Source organism: Paraburkholderia sediminicola (assembly GCF_902859805.1).
Classification (GTDB): domain Bacteria; phylum Pseudomonadota; class Gammaproteobacteria; order Burkholderiales; family Burkholderiaceae; genus Paraburkholderia; species Paraburkholderia sediminicola.
The window spans coordinates 102,511-122,479 of record NZ_CADIKC010000005.1; the positions used below are offsets into that span (position 1 = coordinate 102,511).

Sequence of the window (19,969 nt, forward strand, 5' to 3'; positions counted from 1 at the left end):
TACGGATAGGCTTCATTCTACTTTTTCGCCGCCATTCGCGCGCGTTTGCGCACGGGCGTGCGATTTCCCCTGCGACATGGCCGCGCGTTTGCCCCATAAACAAAGCACAAAAACTTGGTTCGCCCTTGCGACGCCCGGCAGGACAATCATTTCCCGGATTCCGGCAGCGAGGGACAGACATGCTTTCATGCACCAAATCGACATGGCCGCCGCGGCTCGTCACCGTTCCCGGCCTGCACGGCAGCGAGGGCGCGCACTGGCAAACATGGCTCGAACGGCAATTCGCGCGTTCGCTGCGCGTCGAACAGGCCGATTGGGACGCCCCCGACGTCGCCATCTGGGCGAAGTCGCTGCGCGATCTGCTCGCCCGCGAACGCGGGCCGTTCGTGCTGGCCGCTCACAGCTTCGGTTGCCTCGCGACTGCGCACGCGTTGCAGCAGGCGTCGTATGCGAACGATGTGGTCGGCGTGCTGTTCGTCGCGCCTGCTAGCCCGGAGAAGTTCGCCTTCGCCGGACCGTTCGACGCGCGGCGTCTCGGCGTGCCGTCGATTCTGATCGGCAGCGAAACCGATCCGTGGATGCCGCTTGCCGGTTCGCGCGATCTCGCGCAGCGTTTCGGCAGCGCATTCGTCAATCTCGGCGACGCAGGGCATATCAACACGGCGGCGGGATTCGGCCCGTGGCCGCGTGCCAAGTATTTCGTCGATACGCTGGTGCATTGCGCGGCGCCGCTGCGTTTTCGCGAGGAGTCGTTCGAAGTCGCGCAGCACGCGTTTGTTTGAGCATAAGTGAACCAGTAAGCGATCCGTTAGAATCCCGCTTCACGCTGCACGCTTGTGCGGCCACCGGTTTTCATCATCGATAGGCGGGGACAAGATGGCAGGCAAGACGGGGACATCGCGCTGGTTCGCAGCCGGCATGACGGCAATCACGCTCGCGCTCGGCGGCATCTCGACGGCGCACGCAGATACGTCGCTGCTCAACGTGTCGTACGACGTGACGCGCGAGTTGTACAAGGACATCAACGCCGGCTTCATCACGGCATACAAAGAGAAGAGTGGCGAAACCGTGTCGATTCGCCAGTCGCATGGCGCATCGAGCGCACAAGCGCTTTCCGTGCTGCAAGGATTGCAGGCTGACGTCGTGACGATGAACCAGCCGAACGACATCGACCTGCTCGCCGAAAAGGGCCAACTGGTGCCCGCCAACTGGCGCGCGCGTCTGCCGGACGACAGCGCTCCGTACACCACGACGATGGTGTTCCTCGTGCGCAAGGGCAACCCGAAGCACATCAAGGACTGGGACGACCTCGCCAAACCCGGCGTGCAAGTGGTGATCGCGAATCCGAAGACCTCGGGTAACGGCCGCTACGCGTATCTGGCCGCATGGGGTTATCGCAAGCAGCACGGCGGCACCGATGCGCAGGCGATTGATTTCGAAAAGGCGATCTTCAAGAACGTGCCGATTCTCGACACGGGCGGCCGCGGCGCGACGACGACCTTCACGCAACGCGGTATCGGCGACGTGCTGGTGACGTTCGAAAACGAAGTGTCGTTGATCGACACGGGTGTGGGCGCGGGCAATTTCGAAGCGGTGTATCCGTCGGTGAGCCTGCTAGCTGCGCCGCCGGTGTCGATCGTCGACAAGGTGGTCGACAAGCGCGGTACGCGCAAGGAAGCGCAAGCGTACCTCGACTATCTGTGGTCGCCGGCTGCGCAGGAAATCATTGCGCAACACCACCTGCGCCCGCGTGACAAGAACGTGCTCGCGAAGCATGCAGGCGAGTTCAAACCGATCAAGACCTTCACGGTCGAAGAGATGTTCGGTAGCTGGCAGAAAGCGCAGCAAACGCATTTCTCCGATGGCGGGACGTTCGATCAGATCATCGTCGACAAGAAGTAAATCTTTGCCTGAAAGTAGAAAGGCCACCTCGGAAACGAGGTGGCCTTTTTTATTGCGTGCGATTTATCGCATGCGCTTCGTACGCCGAGATTTAGTTCGGCGCAGCGTGCGCGTTTTGATCATGCGCACAGCCATGCTCGCAACCGCTCTGATCCAACGGCATCTGCTGTGCCGCTTCCGCGCGAATGCCGAGGCGTTCGAGCAGCTTGCGGTCCGCTTCGGCTTGCGGGTTGCTGGTGGTCAGCAACTGGTCGCCGTAGAAAATCGAGTTCGCACCGGCGAGGAAGCACAGCGCCTGCAACGCTTCGTCCATCTGCTCGCGGCCCGCCGACAGACGCACCATCGCGCGCGGCATCGTGATACGCGCAACAGCGATCGTGCGAACGAACTCGAACGGATCGATCGCTTCGGTGCCGGTCAGCGGCGTGCCTTCCACTTGCACCAGGTTGTTGATAGGCACCGATTCCGGATACGGCTCCATGTTCGCGAGTTGCGCGATCAGGCCGGCGCGCTCACGGCGCGATTCCCCCAAACCGACAATCCCGCCGCAGCATACGTTGATGCCCGCATCGCGCACGCGTTCCAGCGTGTCGAGACGGTCCTGATACGTGCGCGTCGAAATGATCTGACCGTAGAACTCCGGCGATGTATCGAGGTTGTGGTTGTAGTAATCGAGACCCGCTTCGCGCAGCCCTTGCGCCTGATGCGTTTCCAGCATGCCCAGCGTCACGCAGGTTTCGAGGCCCATCGCCTTCACGCCGCGGATCATGTCCTTGATCGGCTCGAGGTGGCGGTCCTTCGGATTACGCCACGCCGCGCCCATACAGAAGCGCGTCGCGCCGTTTTCCTTGGCGACCTTGGCGGCGGCCAATACTTCATCGACCGGCATCAGCTTGTCGGCTTGCAGCCCCGTGTCGTGATGTACCGACTGCGGACAGTACGCGCAATCTTCTTCGCAACCGCCGGTCTTGATCGACAGCAGCGTCGACAGTTGCACGGTGTTGGCGTCGAAGTGTTCGCGATGGGTTTGCTGCGCGCGGAACATCAGGTCGTTGAACGGCAGTTCGTACAACGCGACGATGTCGGCGACGCGCCACTTGGCCATCGGCTTGGCGCCTGCTGCAGCGTTGTTGTGGGCGGCGGCCGCGTCGGCTGGCGTCGGAGCGATGTTCAGTTGCGTCATGTCGTCAATCCTCATGGATGGATGTAATGGGTTTTCAGCGCTGCGCGTGGCGCAGCGTCTGCAGGAGTCGGTTGATGTCGAGTTGATCCGCCGCGAGCTCAGGCGAAGCCGGGCTCAAATGCGGCACGATGCCGAGCAAGGGGGCGTCGTATTCACGCGCAAGATGCTCGCGAATCGAAGCGATGTTTTCGTCAGGGAACGTCATGTCCGGATCGATGCGATTCGCCACCCAGCCGGCGAGCGTGAGGCCACGTGCGGCGATCGCTTCGGCGGTGAGCAGTGCATGGCTGATGCAGCCGAGGCGCATGCCGACCACGAGCACAACCGGCAGCTTCAGCGCGACGGCGAGGTCGGCAGTGTCTTGCGTTGCGGTCAGCGGCACGCGAAAGCCACCGACGCCTTCCACCACAACGATCTCGGCTTGCTTCAAAGCCTGCGCATGGCAATCGACGATGTGATCGATATCGAACGTAACATTTTCCAGCGCGGCGGCGATGTGTGGCGCGGCCGGTTCCTTCAGCAGATACGGCGTGCGAATCTTCGGCGGCAGCAGAACGCTCGACGCGGCGTCGAGTTGATCCGCGTCTTCGTTATGCAGCACGCCGTCCACTTCGAACGCGCCTGCGGCGATCGGCTTCATGGCGGCGGCTTGCCGGCCTTCGCGAACGAAACCGCGCAGCAACGCAGCGGAAACGAAGGTCTTGCCGATTTCCGTATCGGTGCCGGTGACGAACAGGGACAGCGCGCTTTGACTCGAGCTACTCATGCCGCCTTCGCTCCGAGTTGTTGCAAGCCCGCTTCGAGCCGGTCCAGATCCGCTTGCGAATGCGCGGCTGAAAGCGAAATGCGCAGCCGCGACGTACCCGCGGGCACGGTCGGCGGACGGATTGCCGGCACCCACAGACCGGCACGATCGAGCGTAGCAGCGATGTCGAGCGTGGCATCGTTCGCGCCGATGATCAGCGGCTGCACGGCAGTGTGCGAATCGACCGGCAGCCACGGCGTCGCTTTTAGCATCGCGCGCGTGCGTTCGATCAGTTTCTGGAGGTGCGCACGGCGCGCATCGCCTTCTTCGCCGCCGATGATACGCAGGCTCGCCGACACTGCATGCGCCGCAGCAGGCACCGACGCAGTCGTGAAGATGTACGGGCGTGCGCGCTGCACGAGCCATTCGATCACGGTCTCGTGAGCGACGACGAATGCGCCCGACACGCCCGCGGCCTTGCCGAGCGTGCCGATCGAAATCAGATTCGGCGAGCGTAGCGCGGCTTCTGCAATCGCGCCACGGCCTTGCGGACCGAGCACGCCGAAACCATGCGCGTCGTCGACGATCAGCCATGCGCCGTGCCGTTCTGCAAGTTCAAGCAGACGCGGCAGGGGCGCGATGTCGCCGTCCATGCTGAAGACCGTATCGGAGACGATCACTTTGACTTCGGCGTCCGAGGCCTCGAGCATCGCGCTCAACGCTTCCGTATCGCAGTGCGGATAGATCTGCACGTCAGCGCGAGACAAACGCGCGCCGTCGATCAGCGATGCGTGATTCAACGCGTCGGAGAAGAGCGTCGTGCCGCGTCCCGCAAGCGCGGTGAGCGTCGCGAGATTCGCCATGTAGCCGGTGCTGAAGTAGAGCGCGCGCGCATTGTCGACGAAGCCGCCGACGAATTCGGCCAGATCGTCTTCGAGTTGCGCGTGTGCGCGTGAATGGCCGCCGAGCAGATGGGAACCGCCGCTGCCGGCGCCATAGCGTTGTGCGCCTTCAGCGATAGCGGCGATCAGTTTCGGATGCGCGGCGAGCCCGAGATAGTCGTTGCTCGCGAAGCCGATGATCGCGCGTCCGTCGACCGTCATGTGAGCGGCGCACGGCGTGTCGGCGGTACGGCGACGGCGGCGCAGACCGCGCTCGTCGATTTCCTTGAGGCCTTCGGTGAGTGTGTCGAGCAGATGCATTAGCGCGTCTCCGCGAGCGTGGCTTCAAAAGTTTCGCGTGTGCGCGAGGCGAGCAGCGCGATCTCTTCGTCGTCGAGGATGTAAGGGGGCATCAGATACACCGTGGTCGAAATAGGGCGCAGCAGCAGTTCGCGCTGCAACGCGTTTTCGAAAAAGCGGCGCGAGAATGTTTTGGCTTGCTGAGCGTCGTCGATCACTGCATCGAACGCGAAGATCGTGCCGCACTGACGCAGATTGCGCACGTGCTTATGTTCGGCGAGCGGTGCGAGCGCAGCCTTCAGCTTCGCGGATTTTTGCGTGTTGACGGCGAGCACGTTGTCACTCGCGAACAGATCGAGCGTGGCGAGCGCCGCGCGGCACGCGAGCGGATTGCCTGTGTACGAATGCGAGTGCAGGAAGCCACGCGCGGTGTCGTCGTGATAGAAGGCCTCGAAGATTTCATCGCGCGATAGCACGATCGAAAGCGGCAGATATCCGCCGCTAATTCCTTTCGACAGACACAGGAAGTCCGGCCAGATGCCGGCTTGTTCGCACGCGAAGAACGTACCCGTGCGACCGCAACCGACGGCGATTTCATCGGCGATCAGATGCACGCCGTACTGATCGCACAGCGCGCGCAAGCCGGCGATATACGACGCGTCGTGCATCGCCATGCCGGCCGCGCATTGCACGAGCGGCTCGACGATCAGCGCCGAGATTTTCGTGGCGCGTGCTTCGAACAACGAGCGAACCTGGTCGAGCGCCCGGCGTGCGACGTCGGCGGCGGTTTCGCCTGCTTGTGCGAGGCGCGCATCGGGCGACGCGACGACGTGCGCGTTGCGGATCAACGGATCGTAGGCGTCCTTGAAGAGCGCGACGTCGGTGACGCCGAGCGCGCCGATAGTTTCGCCGTGATAGCTATTGGCGATGCAAACGAATTCCTGCTTGTCCGCGAAGCCGCGATTGCGCCACGAGTGGAAGCTCATCTTCAGCGCGATTTCAACGGCGGATGCGCCATCGGACGCGAAGAACGCGTGACCGAGCGTGTTGTTGGTGAGCGCGCCGAGGCGCTCCGCGAGTTCGATGGCTGGCTCGTGCGTGCAGCCGGCGAGCATGGCGTGTTCGAGCGTGTCGAGTTGATCTTTCAATGCCGCGTTGATGCGCGGGTTGGCGTGGCCGAACAGGTTGACCCACCAGGAGCTGATCGCGTCCAGATACCGGTTGTTTGCGCGGTCGTAGAGCCACGCGCCTTGACCACGCGCGACCGGGATGAGCGGCAGACGTTCGTGGTGTTTCATCTGGGTGCAGGGGTGCCAGACGGCACGCAGGCTGCGGGTGATCCAGTCTTCAGGGGATGCTGACTTTTCCAAAAGGTACTCCGAGGTGCTTTTTTTGCCGTTGCACGGCTGGCTTTTTTAGGGCCATTTCATTCGCGGCGCGGTTGTTTCTTGCGCTGCGCGCGGCCTTTGGGGAGGCTTGCGGGGTCGAGATTAGCGGTTTATTTCTTGTTGTGCATCAGGGGCTTAGGGTGGGTTTTTGCCTGCGGCGGTGGGGTTGGGCGCTGTTCGCGGCAGGTGGTTTCTGTTTTGGCTTGAAGGCCGCTGATGGGGGGAGTTGACGACGTCAAAGTAGTTGTGCCCTTCGGGCGGGGATTTGGGGTTTGGTGCGTTTCCTTGTTCTGGGTTTGGTGCCTTTCCTTGATTTGTTAGTGGTCTATTAGCGTTGCCCCTGTGCGGGGCGGCACCTACTTTTCTTTGCTTGCCGCAAAGAAAAGTAGGCAAAAGAAAGCGGCTCAAACCGCTAATGCTAAGTGGGTCCCGTTGTCTGCTGCGGGTAGTGGTGCGACTGGAATCCGTGCTCTCGCACATTCCGCGCTAGTGACAAAGGACTCATCAGCTCCCACTCCGCACTGCGTGCGTCGCGGATGGGTCTGCATGGGAAACCGCCGGCTTCGGTTGAGGTCCGTGGGGGCCGTCGGCTTCGCCTCGGCGACGCGCCTCTGCATTCACGCAAGAACACCCACTTCAAATGACACGTCGGTGCGTTGCAATGCTCATTGCCATTGCCATTGCCATTGCCATTGCCATTGCGGTTGCGGTTGTGGTTGTGGTTGCGGTTGCGGTTGCGGTTGCGGTTGCGGTTGCGGTTGCGGTTGCGGTTGCAGTAGCAGTAGCAGTAGCAGTAGCAGCGCGTGTGCGTGTGCGTGTGCGTGTGCGTGTGCGTGTGCGTGTGCCTTTGGACGTGTATTGGCGGCAGTAGTGCCGAGCGAAACGGGGGGAGTTGAAACGTAGAGGGAGGTTTTATGAAGAACTCGTCGGCGCGCGGAGCGCCGCTGGAAGTATGACGCCCTTGTCACTGGCGTGTGTAGGTGCACGAACCCAGATTCCAGATGCACCACTACCCGTAGCAGGCTACGGCGCCCACTTAGCATTAGCGGTTTGAGCCGCTTTCTTTTGCCTACTTTTCTTTGCGGCAAGCAAAGAAAAGTAGGTGCCGCCCCGCACAGGGGCAACGCTAATAGACCACTAACAAAACAAGGAAAGGCACGAAAGCCAGAACAAGGAAAGGCATCAAAGCCAGATCAAGGCAAGCCCAAAACCCTAAGAACAAGTACAAAAAGCGCCGCACAGGCACCCAAAACAACCGCCGCAAACCCAAATCAAAAACCGTCAATTCCGGCTAGCAATAGCCCGCCGCCCCGCGGAAGAAGAATCAGATTCCGCCGTCTGCGAAGACCCACTCCCCCATACAACGGAGTTGTCCACCGCATACAACCGGCAAGGCGCCGAACTCTGCTTCTGGCAATTAGCAATAGCAACAGACATCGGATTATCACCACCTTCCGCCCAGGACCATGCCCCCGAATCCGACACAGCAAAAGCCCGGCTAGGGTACTGATGCAAGAAGTTGCGATAACCATTACGCCCGGCTTCATCAACAAACGGAACAGAGTCGACCGCATCGACGGCAGCAAAACCGCTCGCTTTCGGCGCCGAAGGATCATCAACCCGATACTGCACACCCGTAGGCATCCCTACGCGCGCAAGAAACGCCTCGACAGCGGGCCACCAGATCTGCACACCATCGCGATCACCCACGAGCCGATGCGCGTCATTCTTGTAGTTGCCGAAATCCACCATCTTCGCGCTCGCGCCGTGCGCGGCATACGCGGCATACATGCCGGCCACCAGCGGCGCGGTCCACACCGAATCGTTATCGCCGTACAACCACAGCGACGGCACCTTCGTCTTCTCGCCGTACGCGCCGAATGCACGCGTCAGGTTGCCCTGCCAGTCGGCGCACGCGTCCTGCCGCAAACCGCCCGAGAAATTGATCAAGGCTCGTACGCCCGATGCAGCCTCAGGGCCGTAAGCAATCGTGGCGAGACCGCCGTGCGAGGTGCCGGCCACTACGATGTGCGTGGCATCCACGTACGGCTGCTTCGACATGAAATCGATCGTCGCGGCCACGTCGCCGGCCTGGCCGATGCCGTTGCGTTCGACGTCGCAGCCGTCCTGCTGATATGTGCCGTCCGAATGGCCGAAGCCCTGGCGGTTCGGCGCCACCACCACGTAGCCGCGGCGCACGAATTCGCGCGCGAACGGCCGCGGGTCGCTGCGTTCCTGCGTGCGTGGGTCGCCGGGAATCTTGCCGTGGTTGAACACGATCATCGGAAACGGACCTGCGCCGTCCGGTTTGTAAATCGTGGTTTCGAGTGTGACGGTGCCGGAAGCGTTAACCGGCACGCGGATGATCTGTTCGTTGAGGCCTGCGGTGGGCAGATAGACGTCGTCGTCGAGTGCGATACGCGGCACGTGCGCGCGAGTGAGAGGCCCTGCCTGGGTGTCGGCGAGCGGCTCTGCATGCGCGAGTGCGACGGCGCACATCGCCGTTGCAAACGTCACCGCATACTTCGTCAGAACCTTGCTGAACACCATTGACGCACCTGCCTCAAAGACCTGCCCTTAACACCGTGACGTTTTGTCTGTCGAATATCGTCGCTGACAATTGCCTTTCATCGGCGTTTTCGACAAACAAAAACACACTCGCGTACGTAGTGCGGCAAGCGCACGCACGCTGATCGAGATCGCACGGGATGAACCCAAACGGCCGACGCGACCCCACGCGCCGATGATGAGCGCCACACATGCTGCCCGGAACCGCCGCCGAACCCTTACTGGTGGGCTATCGGCAGCTACCTGCGCATTTTGCGGAAGCGGTATGGACCTGTTCTCGCAACGTGACGTCACAAACCTACGGCCTCATCCTGGCACGACAATTTTGTTTTGTGCAATAAAGGAGAACCCGCGACGCAATAATTGCCGGGTGCGAATCAGGGCGTGTTCGTCCCGCCGGAAGGCCGAAAGAGCCTGCCTCGCAGCGCCTGGCTGCACGAAGTAATTTGTCGAAATATGCGCGCTGTGGCGTCGAGCCAACACGAAAAAAAGCCCTCGTTTGAGGGCCATATGTGATCTCGGTGATATTGCGCGCCGCCAAGCGATGTAAGGCTTTCGAAGGTGCGGCTTATTCGCTTACGTCGCCGTCGACATAGCGCCAGCGTCCGTCCTCACCGCGTATGAAGCGGCTCAGTTCGTGCAGCCGGTGGGCGAGGCCACCTACCTTGTATCGTGCGACGAATTCGACAGTCGCCTGATCGGCGCCGGTTTCAGCGAAGGCTTTGATCTGCAGTCCGAGCCAACGCGGCGCGTCGGGGGCGGCAGGGTCGGCGTCGAGATCCGCGGGGCAGGTGTGCGGCGCCCAGGTTGCGCGCAAATAATCCGTTGCGCCCACAACATACGCGCTGTAACGCGAGCGCATCAGTTCGAGCGCGCGCGGCGCTGCTTCACCGCCATCGATATAGCGGCCACAGCATTGCGCGAAGCGCGGTGGTTTGGCGCCACTGCGCTGATCGGGCGCAGCGCCGCCGCAGGGGCAGTCGGACGGTCGTTGCGTTGACAACAATGTCTTATTCATCAGACTTTCAGGCAAGACCGCGCGCGATCAAAATTTTCTGGATGTCACTGGTGCCTTCGTAGATCTGGCAAACGCGTACATCGCGGTAGATGCGTTCGACGGGGAAGTCGCTCAGATAGCCGTAGCCGCCATGAATCTGCAAGGCAGCCGAGCAGATGCGCTCAGCGGCTTCGGAGGCAAACAGCTTGGCCATCGCGGCTTCGGTCAGGCAAGGTTGCCCGGCGTCTTTCAGCGAAGCGGCGTGCCAGATCAACTGGCGCGCGGCTTCGAGCTGGGTCGCCATATCGGCGAGGCGGAATTGCACGGCCTGATGCGAAAACAGCGGCTGGCCGAAGCTCTCGCGCTCTTTCGCATACCCCAATGCCGCCTCGAACGCGGCGCGCGCCATGCCGACGCTTTGCGCCGCGATACCGATGCGCCCGCCTTCGAGCCCCGATAGCGCAATCCGATAACCTTCGCCTTCCGCGCCGATCAGGTTCGCGGCCGGCACGCGGCAATCTTCGAAAATAATCTGCGCGGTGTCCGACGAATGCTGACCGAGCTTTTCTTCGACGCGTGCGACGACGTATCCCTTCGTATCGGTGGGCACGATAAACGCGCTGATGCCTCGCTTGCCCGCCGCCTTGTCGGTCACGGCCATCACAATCGCGACGTTGCCGTTCTTGCCGCTCGTGATGAACTGCTTGACGCCATTCAATACGTAGCTGTCGCCATCGCGTGTTGCGGTGGTGCGTAGCGCGGAGGCGTCCGAACCCGCTTGCGGTTCGGTCAGGCAAAACGCGCCGAGCATCTCGCCGCGCGCGAGCGGCGTGAGCCAGTCGCGTTTCTGCGCGTCGTTGCCATAGGTCAGCAGAATGCTGCAAACCGGGCAATTGTTGACCGAGATCGCGGTCGAGGTGCCGCCGTCGCCCGCAGCGATTTCTTCGAGGATCAGCGCGAGCGCCAGCGCGTCCATGCCGGCGCCGCCATACGCTTCGGGCACCAGCACGCCGTAAGCGCCAAGCTCGGCGAGCTGACGATGCACGTCCTTCGGAAAAGTGCGCTCGCGGTCCCATTGCGCCGCATGCGGCGTAACGGCTTCGCGGACGAACGTGCGCACCGCGTCGCGGACCATCAGATGATCCTGATCAAGCACCATGGCTCGGTCTCCTCATTAGTCTCCCCACCTGTCTCTTCACCAATCTTTTTGCCTGTCTTCACCAGTCGAGCGCCGTGCCGTCGTATTGGTAGAAGCGGCCGTTGAATGCTTCATGTGCGGCTGCGGCCTGCGCGAGCACTTCACGCATGCCAGTGACGCTGCGCGCCGGATCGATCGCCGCTTGCGCGCCACCCATGTCGGTGCGCACCCAACCAGGATGCAGCGAAATACAGGTTGCGCGCGTGGCGTCCAGTGAAGCGATCTTCAGCGCGTCGTTCAGCGCGGCCTTACTCGCCCGATACAGCCAGCCGGTCGTGCCGCTTGCGTCGCCGATGCTGCCCATCTTGCTCGAAATCACCGCGAACACACCGCCCGCTTCTTCGACGAGCGGCAGCAGGATCGGCATCAACTGCATCGGACCACGCACGTTGGTATGCATGACCTGGTCGAAGTCTTCCGCCGTAATCGTCTCGATGTCTTCGGTGCGGGGCCCGTACACGCCGGACACCAGCACCGCCGCGTCGAGCCGTTCGCCGTCGAGCTTCCAGCCGAGCGCGGCGATTTCTTCGGGCGCGGTGACGTCGAGTGAAAAGGTTTCAGCGCCGAGCGCCTTCAGCGCGTCGAGCGCGGCGCCGTCGCGCGCGGTGGCGAGCACGCGCCAGCCGCTTTTCACGTACTGCCGCACGAACTCCTGGCCGATGCCGCGCGATGCACCGACGATCAACACTGTCTTCATCGAATCACCTCAAGCTTGCAAACGCCTGATAGCAGCGCGTTAAACCAGTTCAATGCCCATTGCGGTCGCTTCGCCGCCGCCGATGCACAGCGTCGCGACACCGCGCTTCAGACCGCGATTTTTCAACGCACCGATCAGCGTGACGAGAATCCGCGCGCCCGATGCGCCGATCGGATGACCGAGTGCGCAGGCGCCGCCGTTCACGTTGACCTTGTCGTGCGGCAGGTGATGTTCCTTCATTGCAGCCATCGTGACCACTGCGAACGCCTCGTTGACCTCGTACAGATCCACTTCGTCGGCGCGCCAGCCGTTCTTCTCGAACAGCTTGCGAATCGCACCGACCGGTGCGGTGGTGAACTTCGCGGGCTCCTGAGCGAAGGTGGAGTGGCCGACCACGCGGGCAAGCGGTTCGACGCCGAGACGCTTCGCGGTCGATTCACGCATCATCACGAGCGCTGCGGCGCCATCCGAAATCGACGACGAATTCGCTGCCGTCACCGTGCCGGTTTTGCTGAACGCCGGTTTGAGCGTCGGAATCTTGTCGAGGTTCGCCTTGAACGGCTGCTCGTCGTGATCGATGGTCACGTCACCCTTGCGGCTTTCCACCTTTACCGGAGCGATTTCCCACGTGAACGAACCGTCTTCATTCGCACGCTTTGCACGGTTCAGGGACTCGACGGCGAACGCGTCCTGCGCTTCGCGCGTGAAGTCGAACGAGGCCGCGCATTCCTCGGCGAAGGTGCCCATCAGACGACCTTTTTCGTAGGCGTCTTCGAGGCCGTCGTAGAACATGTGGTCGATCACCTGGCCGTGGCCCATGCGCATGCCGTTGCGCGCTTTCGGCAACAGATACGGCGCGTTCGTCATGCTCTCCATGCCGCCCGCGACGATCACATCGACCGAGCCCGCGGCCAGCATGTCGTGCGCGAACATCGCCGCGCGCATGCCGGAGCCGCACATCTTGTTGACGGTGGTGCTGCCGGTGGCGAGCGGCAAGCCGGCGCCGAGCGCGGCCTGACGCGCGGGCGCCTGGCCGAGGCCGGCGGGCAGCACGCAACCCATCACCACTTCGTCGATCTGCTCGGGTTTCAACCCGGCGCGTTGCACGGCGGCTTCAATCGCAACCGAGCCCAACTGCGGCGCGGTTAGCGTTGCGAAATCGCCCTGAAATGCCGCCATCGGCGTACGGGCCACACCTACGATTACGATCGGATCAGACTTTGTCTCGCTCATGTTTGTCTCACTCATGCGGGTTTCATTCGTGCGGGTTTCAATCATGTTTAAGCTGTTTGATCACACCTTCGACGATGGCCGGCACGTCGCCGAGCTGGGCCGCTTCGGCGGCCGCCGCATCGTTGTCTTCCTGGTACGCACCGCCGGCCGACACAGCAGCAATGCAGCGCCTATAGGTTGCATCGAGTGCCGCGGGGTCGTTGATTGTCATGCCGAGGTCGCGCACCTTGCCGTCATGCACGCCATACACCCAGCCGTGCACCGTGAGTTCCTGGCCGCGCGCCCACGCGTCATTGATGATGGTGGTCCGGCATACGTTCATAACCTGTTCAATCGCATTCAGTTCGACCAGCCGCCGATGACGCGCCTCACCGAGCGGCCACTCTTCGATCAGCGCAGCATGCTTGGTGCGCACGTCCTGCACGTGATGCAGCCAGTTATCCGCCAGACCCACGCGCCGGCCGTGCAGCGCCGCGCCGACGCCTGAGCAGCCGTAGTGACCCACCACCATGATGTGCTTGACCTTCAACAGATCGACGGCGAACTGGATCACAGAAAGGCAATTCAGATCCGTATGCACCACCACGTTGGCGATATTTCTGTGCACGAACACTTCGCCTGGCGGCAGGCCGATGATCTGGTTGGCCGGCACGCGCGAATCGGAACAGCCGATCCACAGATATTCGGGTGTCTGCTGGTGCGCGAGACGCGAGAAGTACTCCGGGTCTTCTGAGAGCTTGCGGGCCACCCACGCGTCGTTGTTGTCGAACAGGTGGGCAAGCGGATTGGCAGCGGGAGAATCGTTCGTGTTCATGTTGAGTCTTGGCGGTTGCTCGACCGATTGACCGGTCGATGTCGTTGCATAAGGTTCGGACGATGCATTCAACGATGCGGGCAGCGCATAGTGCTTACGCCACGCGCACGGTGCGTTCATCTGCCTGGTTCTCCGGGATGCCGGACGCCGCATCGGCGAAGCGTTCCGGATAGCGGATGCAGAAGCGCACGCTGCTGTCGTACGGGAAAAAGTCGGGCAGTTCGCCTTTCAATAGATGATCCTTGTGCCGTTGCCACAGCGCTGGATCGAAGAAGTCCGCGTGATGTTGCATGAAGGACCGGCGCACGCGTGGATCGCCGAGCAGAAACGTGCCGTATGTCTCCGGGAAAATGTCGTGCGGGCCGACCGAATACCACGGCTCGCCCGACATTTCGTCTTCCTCGTAACGCGGCGCCGGCACCGCGCGCACGTTGCATTCCGTCAGGTATTCGATTTCATCGTAGTCGTAGAACACGACGCGGCCGTGACGCGTCACGCCGAAGTTCTTGTACAGCATGTCGCCAGGGAAGATGTTCGCCTGCATCAATTCCTTGATCGCGTTGCCATATTCCTTGATGCCGTGCTCGACGTCGTCATCGCTGCCGTTCTGCAGGAACAGGTTGAGCGGTACCATCCGGCGTTCGATATACATGTGGCGAATCACCAGGTTGTCGCCGTCGTATTCGATCAAGGACGGCACTTCCTTTTCGAGTTCGCGCAACAGCGCTTCGTCGAGCCGCGAAATGGGCAGCGCGACGCTCGAATATTCGAGCGTGTCGGCCATGCGGCCCAAACGGTCATGACGCTTGACGAGCTGATACTTCCGCTTGATCTGCTCGCGCGTGGTTTCCTTCGGCGGCGGAAAGTGGTCTTTGATCAGCTTGAATACGTACGGAAACGACGGCAACGTGAACACCAGCATCACGAGCCCCTTGATGCCGGGCGCGATGATGAACGGATCGCTGGAATGCTTCAGATGGTGCAGCAGATCGCGATAGAACAGATTCTTACCCTGCTTCTGCAAGCCCACCGAGGTATAGATTTCCGCCTTCGGTTTGCCCTGCATGATCGTGCCGAGAAACTCGACGTAAGCGGAGGGCACTTCCATGTCCACCAGGAAGTACGAATGCGAGAAACTGAAGATAATCAGCAACTGGTCGCGTTTGAGCAGCACCGTATCGAGCGCGAGCACGCCGGGCTTTACATGGCGCAGCGGCACAGCGAATGGCAGCAACAGATCGCCGTTGATGATCCGTCCGACGATATACGCCGACTTGTTCCGAAAGAACAGTGACGAAAGCACGTGAATCTGGAAGTTGGGCGCTTCGTCGAACACACCGAACGCGTCGTGGATCGCTTGCATGACGCATTGGACGTCGCGCGTCAGGTCTTCGAACGGCGGCTCCAGCTGGAAGTTCGTGACGATGCGCTCGAGCGTCGCGGCAAGACCGTCCTTGCCGGGGTAATACGCGCGATAGGTCGGCTTCGCCGCCGGTTCGTCGTTCTCGATGTATTCGGTCGAGATCGCGGGACGCACGAAAATGAAGTCGTTGTTGAAGTACGAACGGTGCAGGATCTTGCAGCACACCGAATTGAAGAACGTCTCCGCGCACTCGGGCTGGCGGTGTGTGGTCAGCAGGCCGATGTAGTGGAGTTTGATCTGCTGCCACACTTCGTCGTCGATATTCTCGGCGTCGTATTCGTCTTCGAGCAGTTCGACGCATTCCTCGACGCGATCGTCATACGAGGTGATGCGCTCGCGCGCCAGCGTTTGCAGGCCATGCCAGTCTGCGGCTTCGAAGAGCGTTTTGGCATGGATCGCGGCGTCACGGAAGATGCGGTAGTGCCGATCGAATCCTTCGAGCATCGTCTGGGCGACGTCAAAGCCGATCTGTGACGACAGCAGTTTGGGAAAGTGATTCATGTCGGCCGTGCATTCATCCCATGTCGTGAAGACACCCATGATTGTATCGTCCGGGTGCACCCGCGGCGCGTCGCGCCGTTCTCCGCTCAGGCGGACCTGGTCTCGCGTGAACCGCCTTCCAGCAACGCGCGCGCCTGAGTTTCGTATTGCGCGAGGTCTTCGAGCGTTGCGTTCAGATCTTCCAGTTGACGTTCGAGCACGTCGCGATGTCGCGCCACCGTGGCAAGGAAGGCCTGCAATTGCGGCACGGTGTCGGTCGGCGACTCGTAGACGTCGAGCAGATCGCGGATCTCCGACAGCGTGAAGCCGAGGCGCTTGCCGCGCAGCGTGAGCTTCAGGCGGGTCCGGTCGCGGCCCGAATAGACGCGCCGCAAGCCGCTCGATCCCTCGCGGCTGGGCGAGAGTAAACCCTGGTCTTCGTAGAAGCGGATCGCCCGCGGCGTGACGTCGAATTCCCGCGCGAGCTCGGTGATCGTGTATTGCGTGTTCATCGGGGCATCCCGTAGCCGGGCAGAAAATCGGATTGAACGATAGAATCGACGTTTACGTTATCGTCAACTTGATCGAAACGCAACTACGGCGCAATACGGCACCGGCATGTCCCGGCCGGGCCGCAACCACGCCATCCGGCATCGCATACCTCGCCATGCCGGACGGCCGACGGAGGAAGACAATCACAATGAATGCACTCGAACATCAACTCGACTACCCGTTCAAGGACACCTTGCCCGAAGCGGGCCAGACGATGGAAGTCGCGCCCGGCGTGTTCTGGCTGCGCATGCCGCTGCCGTTCGCCCTCGACCACATCAACCTGTGGCTGCTACGCGATGAGATCGACGGTCAACAAGGCTGGACGGTAGTCGACTGCGGTATTACGTCGGACACGATCAAGGAGAACTGGGAGAAAGTGTTCGACTCGGTGCTCGACGGCCTGCCGGTGCTGCGCGTGATCGTCACGCATTGCCACCCGGACCACATTGGCCTTGCGCACTGGATTTGCAGCGGCGGCGACAAGAAACGCTGGGACGTGCGCTTGTGGATGACGCTTGGCGAATACATGCAGGCCCGCGTGATGGCGGCAGGCGACGGCTCCAATGCAGGCGGTGAGGGCGCGGCGCGCCATTTCGCGCGTCACGGCCTGAACGACGAGACGTCGCTCGAGAAGCTGCGCAATCGCACGAGCTACTACTCGAGCCTCGTGCCGGCGATTCCTGGGCAGTACCGCCGCCTGCGCGAAGCCGATGGCGTGAAGATCGGCGGCAAGACGTGGCGCGTGGTAACGGGCTTCGGCCATTCGCCGGAACACTGCGCGTTGCATTGCGAAGAGACGGGCACGCTGATCTCCGGCGACATGGTGCTGCCGCGTATTTCGACCAACGTCTCGGTGTTCGACATGGAACCCGAAAGCACGCCGCTCGCGCTGTATCTGGAATCGCTCGGCCGCTACGAGACGATGCCTGAAGACACGCTCGTGCTGCCGTCGCATGGCAAGCCGTTTCGTGGCGTGCGTACGCGGATCAAGCAGTTGCGCGAGCATCATGACGCGCGCCTTGCCGAGGTGATGGCGGCATGTACGGAGAAACCGTGTAGCGCCGCTGACATCGTGCCAATCATGTTCCGCCGTCAGCTCGACATCCATCAGATGACATTCGCGATGGGCGAAGCACTCGCGCACCTGCATCTTCTGTGGCACGCGGGCAAGCTCGCGCGGAGCGAGAACGCGGATGGCTTGATCCGTTTTGCGACGGCCTAATGCGCCGCAGTCTTGGCGCTGTCAGTGTTTTCTGAACGGTTTGACGGGCTAGCGCCGTAGCGACGTCAGTGTTTTTCGATTGTCAGGCGCGAATTTACGTTAGTTCAATTAATCGTCGCTTTAACGAGCTTGCGAATGCCTTTCTGTCACTAGAATGCGACCCCATTTAGGTAGTAATGGGAGAAAACAAAGTGAGCAGATTGGCGTTTGTTAGATGGGTGATCGCATGCATCATCCCGATTGTGCTTTTCGGTTGTGGTGGCAGTATTGACAGCGGGAACAGCGGCAGTGCTGACGGCGGGAGAGCCGACAATGCATCCCCCCCGCAGGCTGCCGCCACGGTGATGATCTACGTAGTTGGGTCGGATCTCGAGTCGAAAAGCAATCAGGCTAGCAACAACCTGAAGGATCTGGTCGCGGCAACCGCGTCAAAGGACGTGAACGTCGTCGTCACCACCGGCGCGGCAAACAAGAAGGACCCTGCTGGTCTGGTTACCGACTGGACTACGGTTCGCCGATATGTCGTCCAGAACGGCAAACTCCAGTTAAAGGAGGATCTCGGCAAAGCGAACATGCTTGAATCGAAAACCTTGTCCGACTTCGTGATATGGGCCCGAAACGCATATCCGGCGACGAACTATCGCCTGGTCATGTGGGACCACGGCGGCGGAACCCAAGGGTTCGGCACAGACGAGATGTTCCCTGACTCGCCGTCGATGTCGCTGCCGGCAATGCAGACGGCGCTCGCCACTGCGAAACAGCAGACAGGTATCCACTTCGACCTGATCGGCTTCGACGCGTGCTTGATGGCGACTACCGAGGTGGCATCTGCACTTGCACCGTATGCGGACTATCTGGCCGCGTCGGAGGAACTGGAGCCCGGCAGTGGCTGGGATTACCGCACCGTGTTCTCGTCGCTCGCGGCGCAGCCGACGATGGATCCGGTGCAGTTTGGCCGGATCATCACAGATAGCTACATCGCACGCCAGAAAAAAGAAAGCGACGAGCAGGTGGCTTCCGGCGCGCTGGCACGTGCAGACTCAGACATCACGTTCTCAGTGACCGACCTCAGCCGGGTTGCCGCGATCACCGAAGCGCTCGCGCCGTTTGCGGATGAGTTGTCGTCGTACGCGCAACGGTCCACTGACAACTGGACGCGCCTGGCGCGCGAGCGCGTATTGACAACGAGCTTCGGCGCGATGTCGTCGCATAACCACATTGCTGATTTGGCCGACCTGGGCGTCTTTGCAGACAGACTGACGGCGGCCGGTATAACCACTGACACCGGCAGGCGGGTTTCGTCGGCGGTGCGTAACGCAGTTGTGTATCGGGTGAATGGGCAGCTGGCCCTGTCGGCCACCGGCTTGAGCATCTATTTCCCATCGCGACAGCTCACGCAGGATGACAGCACGCAGTACGCCAAGCTCGACTTCTCGCCTTCCTACAAGTCGCTGATCAACGCGTATGTGAAGTTCGCTGACCTGCAGACGCCGCTTATCACGATCGACACCAGCCGCTCGAGTGGTGCGATGCTTCGGGCGGCGGTGACGAGCGCTTTCGGTCAGAAGGACGCTGGACTCTACATGACATCGCCGACCCAGACTCCGGGCGTCGTGCAGGTGCTAGCAGGCCGCCCGATCGGTGTTGGTTCGTCTCTGTCAGGTGGCATCACGACGAAGATGGACGACGAATGGTACTGGCTCAACGGCCGCCTTGCCACCGTAGAATTACTGGCGGACGAGACGCGCATGATCGACGGCGCCGAGCAAACCGTGTCTTCGTTGGGCGTGGGCGTGTTTGTGAACAATGAATTTTCAGTTCTCGTTTTCGAACGCGTCGAAGGCTCGGAAACGTTGACGTTCGTCGGCCGATACGAGGGTGAGTCGAGTTCGTCCATCTCGGTTTCTCCACGCACCGACAACGACATCAAATCTACCGACAAGGTCGCGCTGGCGATTGTGAGCTACGATCTGGTAAAGCAAGACGTGGTTTCGGTTCAACCGTCTGAAATGACCTTCGACGCTGGCAAGCTGGAGTTGAAGCAGCTTGGGGTGCAGTCGGTGACAAGTGACTTGCGGATGATGGTTAGCGACTTCCGGGAAACCTCCCAGATGACCGCCCCGATCCCGCACAGCTTCTGATTTTTTGCTGCGGCGTTCCGCTGACGCGGCGCGCCGCAGCAAAGTGCCCCTTCCATCCCTACGCAATTGAGCAGCGACAGCAAAGGGCGTATACCCCGCACCCTGCTGAGTGTGGATTCACGCGCCGGCTTCACGAAAGCCACGTGGACAGCATGGCCCGTCGTGCGTGACGGCCGTGCCTGGATGCATCAACGCTTGCTCTTCGGCGGCCCTGCCTTCGGCTGCCTCGGTGGACGCCCGGATCC

The 19,969-nt window shown here is 61.5% G+C and carries 17 protein-coding genes; 5 read left to right on the top strand and 12 right to left on the bottom strand.

The window, feature by feature from the left end:
* Window positions 1–179: 179 nt before the first annotated feature.
* Both R8871_RS19145 and R8871_RS19150 read left to right on the top strand, forming a co-directional pair.
* Window positions 180–782 (top strand): RBBP9/YdeN family alpha/beta hydrolase, encoded by a 603-nt coding sequence (locus tag R8871_RS19145; RefSeq protein ID WP_175051890.1) that lies wholly within the window; start codon window positions 180–182, stop codon window positions 780–782.
* Between the two features lie 94 nt (window positions 783–876).
* A complete protein-coding gene (locus R8871_RS19150) occupies window positions 877–1,902 on the top strand; it encodes a sulfate ABC transporter substrate-binding protein (RefSeq protein WP_175051891.1) in 1,026 nt (341 codons plus the stop codon).
* Between the two features lie 91 nt (window positions 1,903–1,993).
* On the opposite strand, the gene bioB is transcribed toward R8871_RS19150, so the two are convergent.
* From bioB to bioA, 4 genes are read right to left on the bottom strand one after another with little or no spacing between them, the layout of a single operon-like run.
* A complete protein-coding gene (bioB, locus tag R8871_RS19155) occupies window positions 1,994–3,085 on the bottom strand; it encodes a biotin synthase BioB (protein ID WP_175051892.1) in 1,092 nt (363 codons plus the stop codon).
* A 34-nt stretch (window positions 3,086–3,119) separates the two neighbouring features.
* Window positions 3,120–3,851, bottom strand: coding sequence for a dethiobiotin synthase (gene bioD / locus R8871_RS19160; protein ID WP_175051893.1), 732 nt, complete (start codon window positions 3,849–3,851; stop codon window positions 3,120–3,122).
* Window positions 3,848–5,032, bottom strand: a complete 1,185-nt coding sequence (gene bioF / locus R8871_RS19165) for an 8-amino-7-oxononanoate synthase (RefSeq protein ID WP_175051894.1) — start codon at window positions 5,030–5,032, stop codon at window positions 3,848–3,850. Before bioF ends, bioD begins: the two co-directional genes overlap by 4 nt.
* Window positions 5,032–6,381, bottom strand: coding sequence for an adenosylmethionine--8-amino-7-oxononanoate transaminase (gene bioA / locus R8871_RS19170; RefSeq protein WP_175051895.1), 1,350 nt, complete (start codon window positions 6,379–6,381; stop codon window positions 5,032–5,034). The genes bioF and bioA overlap by 1 nt, the downstream gene beginning before the upstream one ends.
* Before the next feature lie 679 nt (window positions 6,382–7,060).
* Here bioA and R8871_RS19175 point away from each other — a divergent pair.
* Window positions 7,061–7,270: a hypothetical protein gene (locus R8871_RS19175; RefSeq protein ID WP_175051896.1), complete on the top strand. Its 210-nt coding sequence runs from the start codon at window positions 7,061–7,063 to the stop codon at window positions 7,268–7,270.
* A 410-nt stretch (window positions 7,271–7,680) separates the two neighbouring features.
* Here R8871_RS19175 and R8871_RS19180 read toward each other — a convergent pair whose 3' ends face one another.
* The 8 genes from R8871_RS19180 to R8871_RS19215 all read right to left on the bottom strand — a co-directional run bounded on the left by R8871_RS19180 (window position 7,681) and on the right by R8871_RS19215 (window position 16,321).
* A complete protein-coding gene (locus R8871_RS19180) occupies window positions 7,681–8,949 on the bottom strand; it encodes a dienelactone hydrolase family protein (protein ID WP_175051897.1) in 1,269 nt (422 codons plus the stop codon).
* Between the two features lie 586 nt (window positions 8,950–9,535).
* On the bottom strand, window positions 9,536–9,985 hold the full coding sequence (locus tag R8871_RS19185) for a YchJ family protein (protein ID WP_175051898.1): 450 nt from the start codon (window positions 9,983–9,985) through the stop codon (window positions 9,536–9,538).
* Between the two features lie 7 nt (window positions 9,986–9,992).
* The gene (locus tag R8871_RS19190) at window positions 9,993–11,123 is read right to left on the bottom strand and encodes an acyl-CoA dehydrogenase family protein (RefSeq protein ID WP_171925121.1); all 1,131 of its coding nucleotides are present in this window, start codon (window positions 11,121–11,123) and stop codon (window positions 9,993–9,995) included.
* 58 nt (window positions 11,124–11,181) lie between these two features.
* Entirely contained in the window at window positions 11,182–11,859 is a 678-nt protein-coding gene (locus R8871_RS19195; RefSeq protein ID WP_175051899.1) for an SDR family oxidoreductase, read from the bottom strand.
* A 39-nt stretch (window positions 11,860–11,898) separates the two neighbouring features.
* On the bottom strand, window positions 11,899–13,107 hold the full coding sequence (locus tag R8871_RS19200) for an acetyl-CoA C-acetyltransferase (RefSeq protein WP_175051900.1): 1,209 nt from the start codon (window positions 13,105–13,107) through the stop codon (window positions 11,899–11,901).
* A 22-nt stretch (window positions 13,108–13,129) separates the two neighbouring features.
* Window positions 13,130–13,906: a carbonate dehydratase gene (gene can, locus R8871_RS19205; protein WP_175052180.1), complete on the bottom strand. Its 777-nt coding sequence runs from the start codon at window positions 13,904–13,906 to the stop codon at window positions 13,130–13,132.
* 94 nt (window positions 13,907–14,000) lie between these two features.
* Window positions 14,001–15,830, bottom strand: a complete 1,830-nt coding sequence (gene aceK, locus R8871_RS19210; RefSeq protein ID WP_175052181.1) for a bifunctional isocitrate dehydrogenase kinase/phosphatase — start codon at window positions 15,828–15,830, stop codon at window positions 14,001–14,003.
* An 86-nt stretch (window positions 15,831–15,916) separates the two neighbouring features.
* On the bottom strand, window positions 15,917–16,321 hold the full coding sequence (locus R8871_RS19215) for a MerR family transcriptional regulator (protein ID WP_054035656.1): 405 nt from the start codon (window positions 16,319–16,321) through the stop codon (window positions 15,917–15,919).
* A gap of 188 nt (window positions 16,322–16,509) precedes the next feature.
* Between R8871_RS19215 and R8871_RS19220 the strand changes: the two genes are divergently transcribed.
* Together R8871_RS19220 and R8871_RS19225 are read left to right on the top strand one after the other, a co-directional pair.
* Window positions 16,510–17,583, top strand: a complete 1,074-nt coding sequence (locus tag R8871_RS19220; protein ID WP_175051901.1) for an MBL fold metallo-hydrolase — start codon at window positions 16,510–16,512, stop codon at window positions 17,581–17,583.
* A gap of 176 nt (window positions 17,584–17,759) precedes the next feature.
* Window positions 17,760–19,724: a clostripain-related cysteine peptidase gene (locus R8871_RS19225; protein ID WP_175051902.1), complete on the top strand. Its 1,965-nt coding sequence runs from the start codon at window positions 17,760–17,762 to the stop codon at window positions 19,722–19,724.
* Window positions 19,725–19,969: the final 245 nt, after the last annotated feature.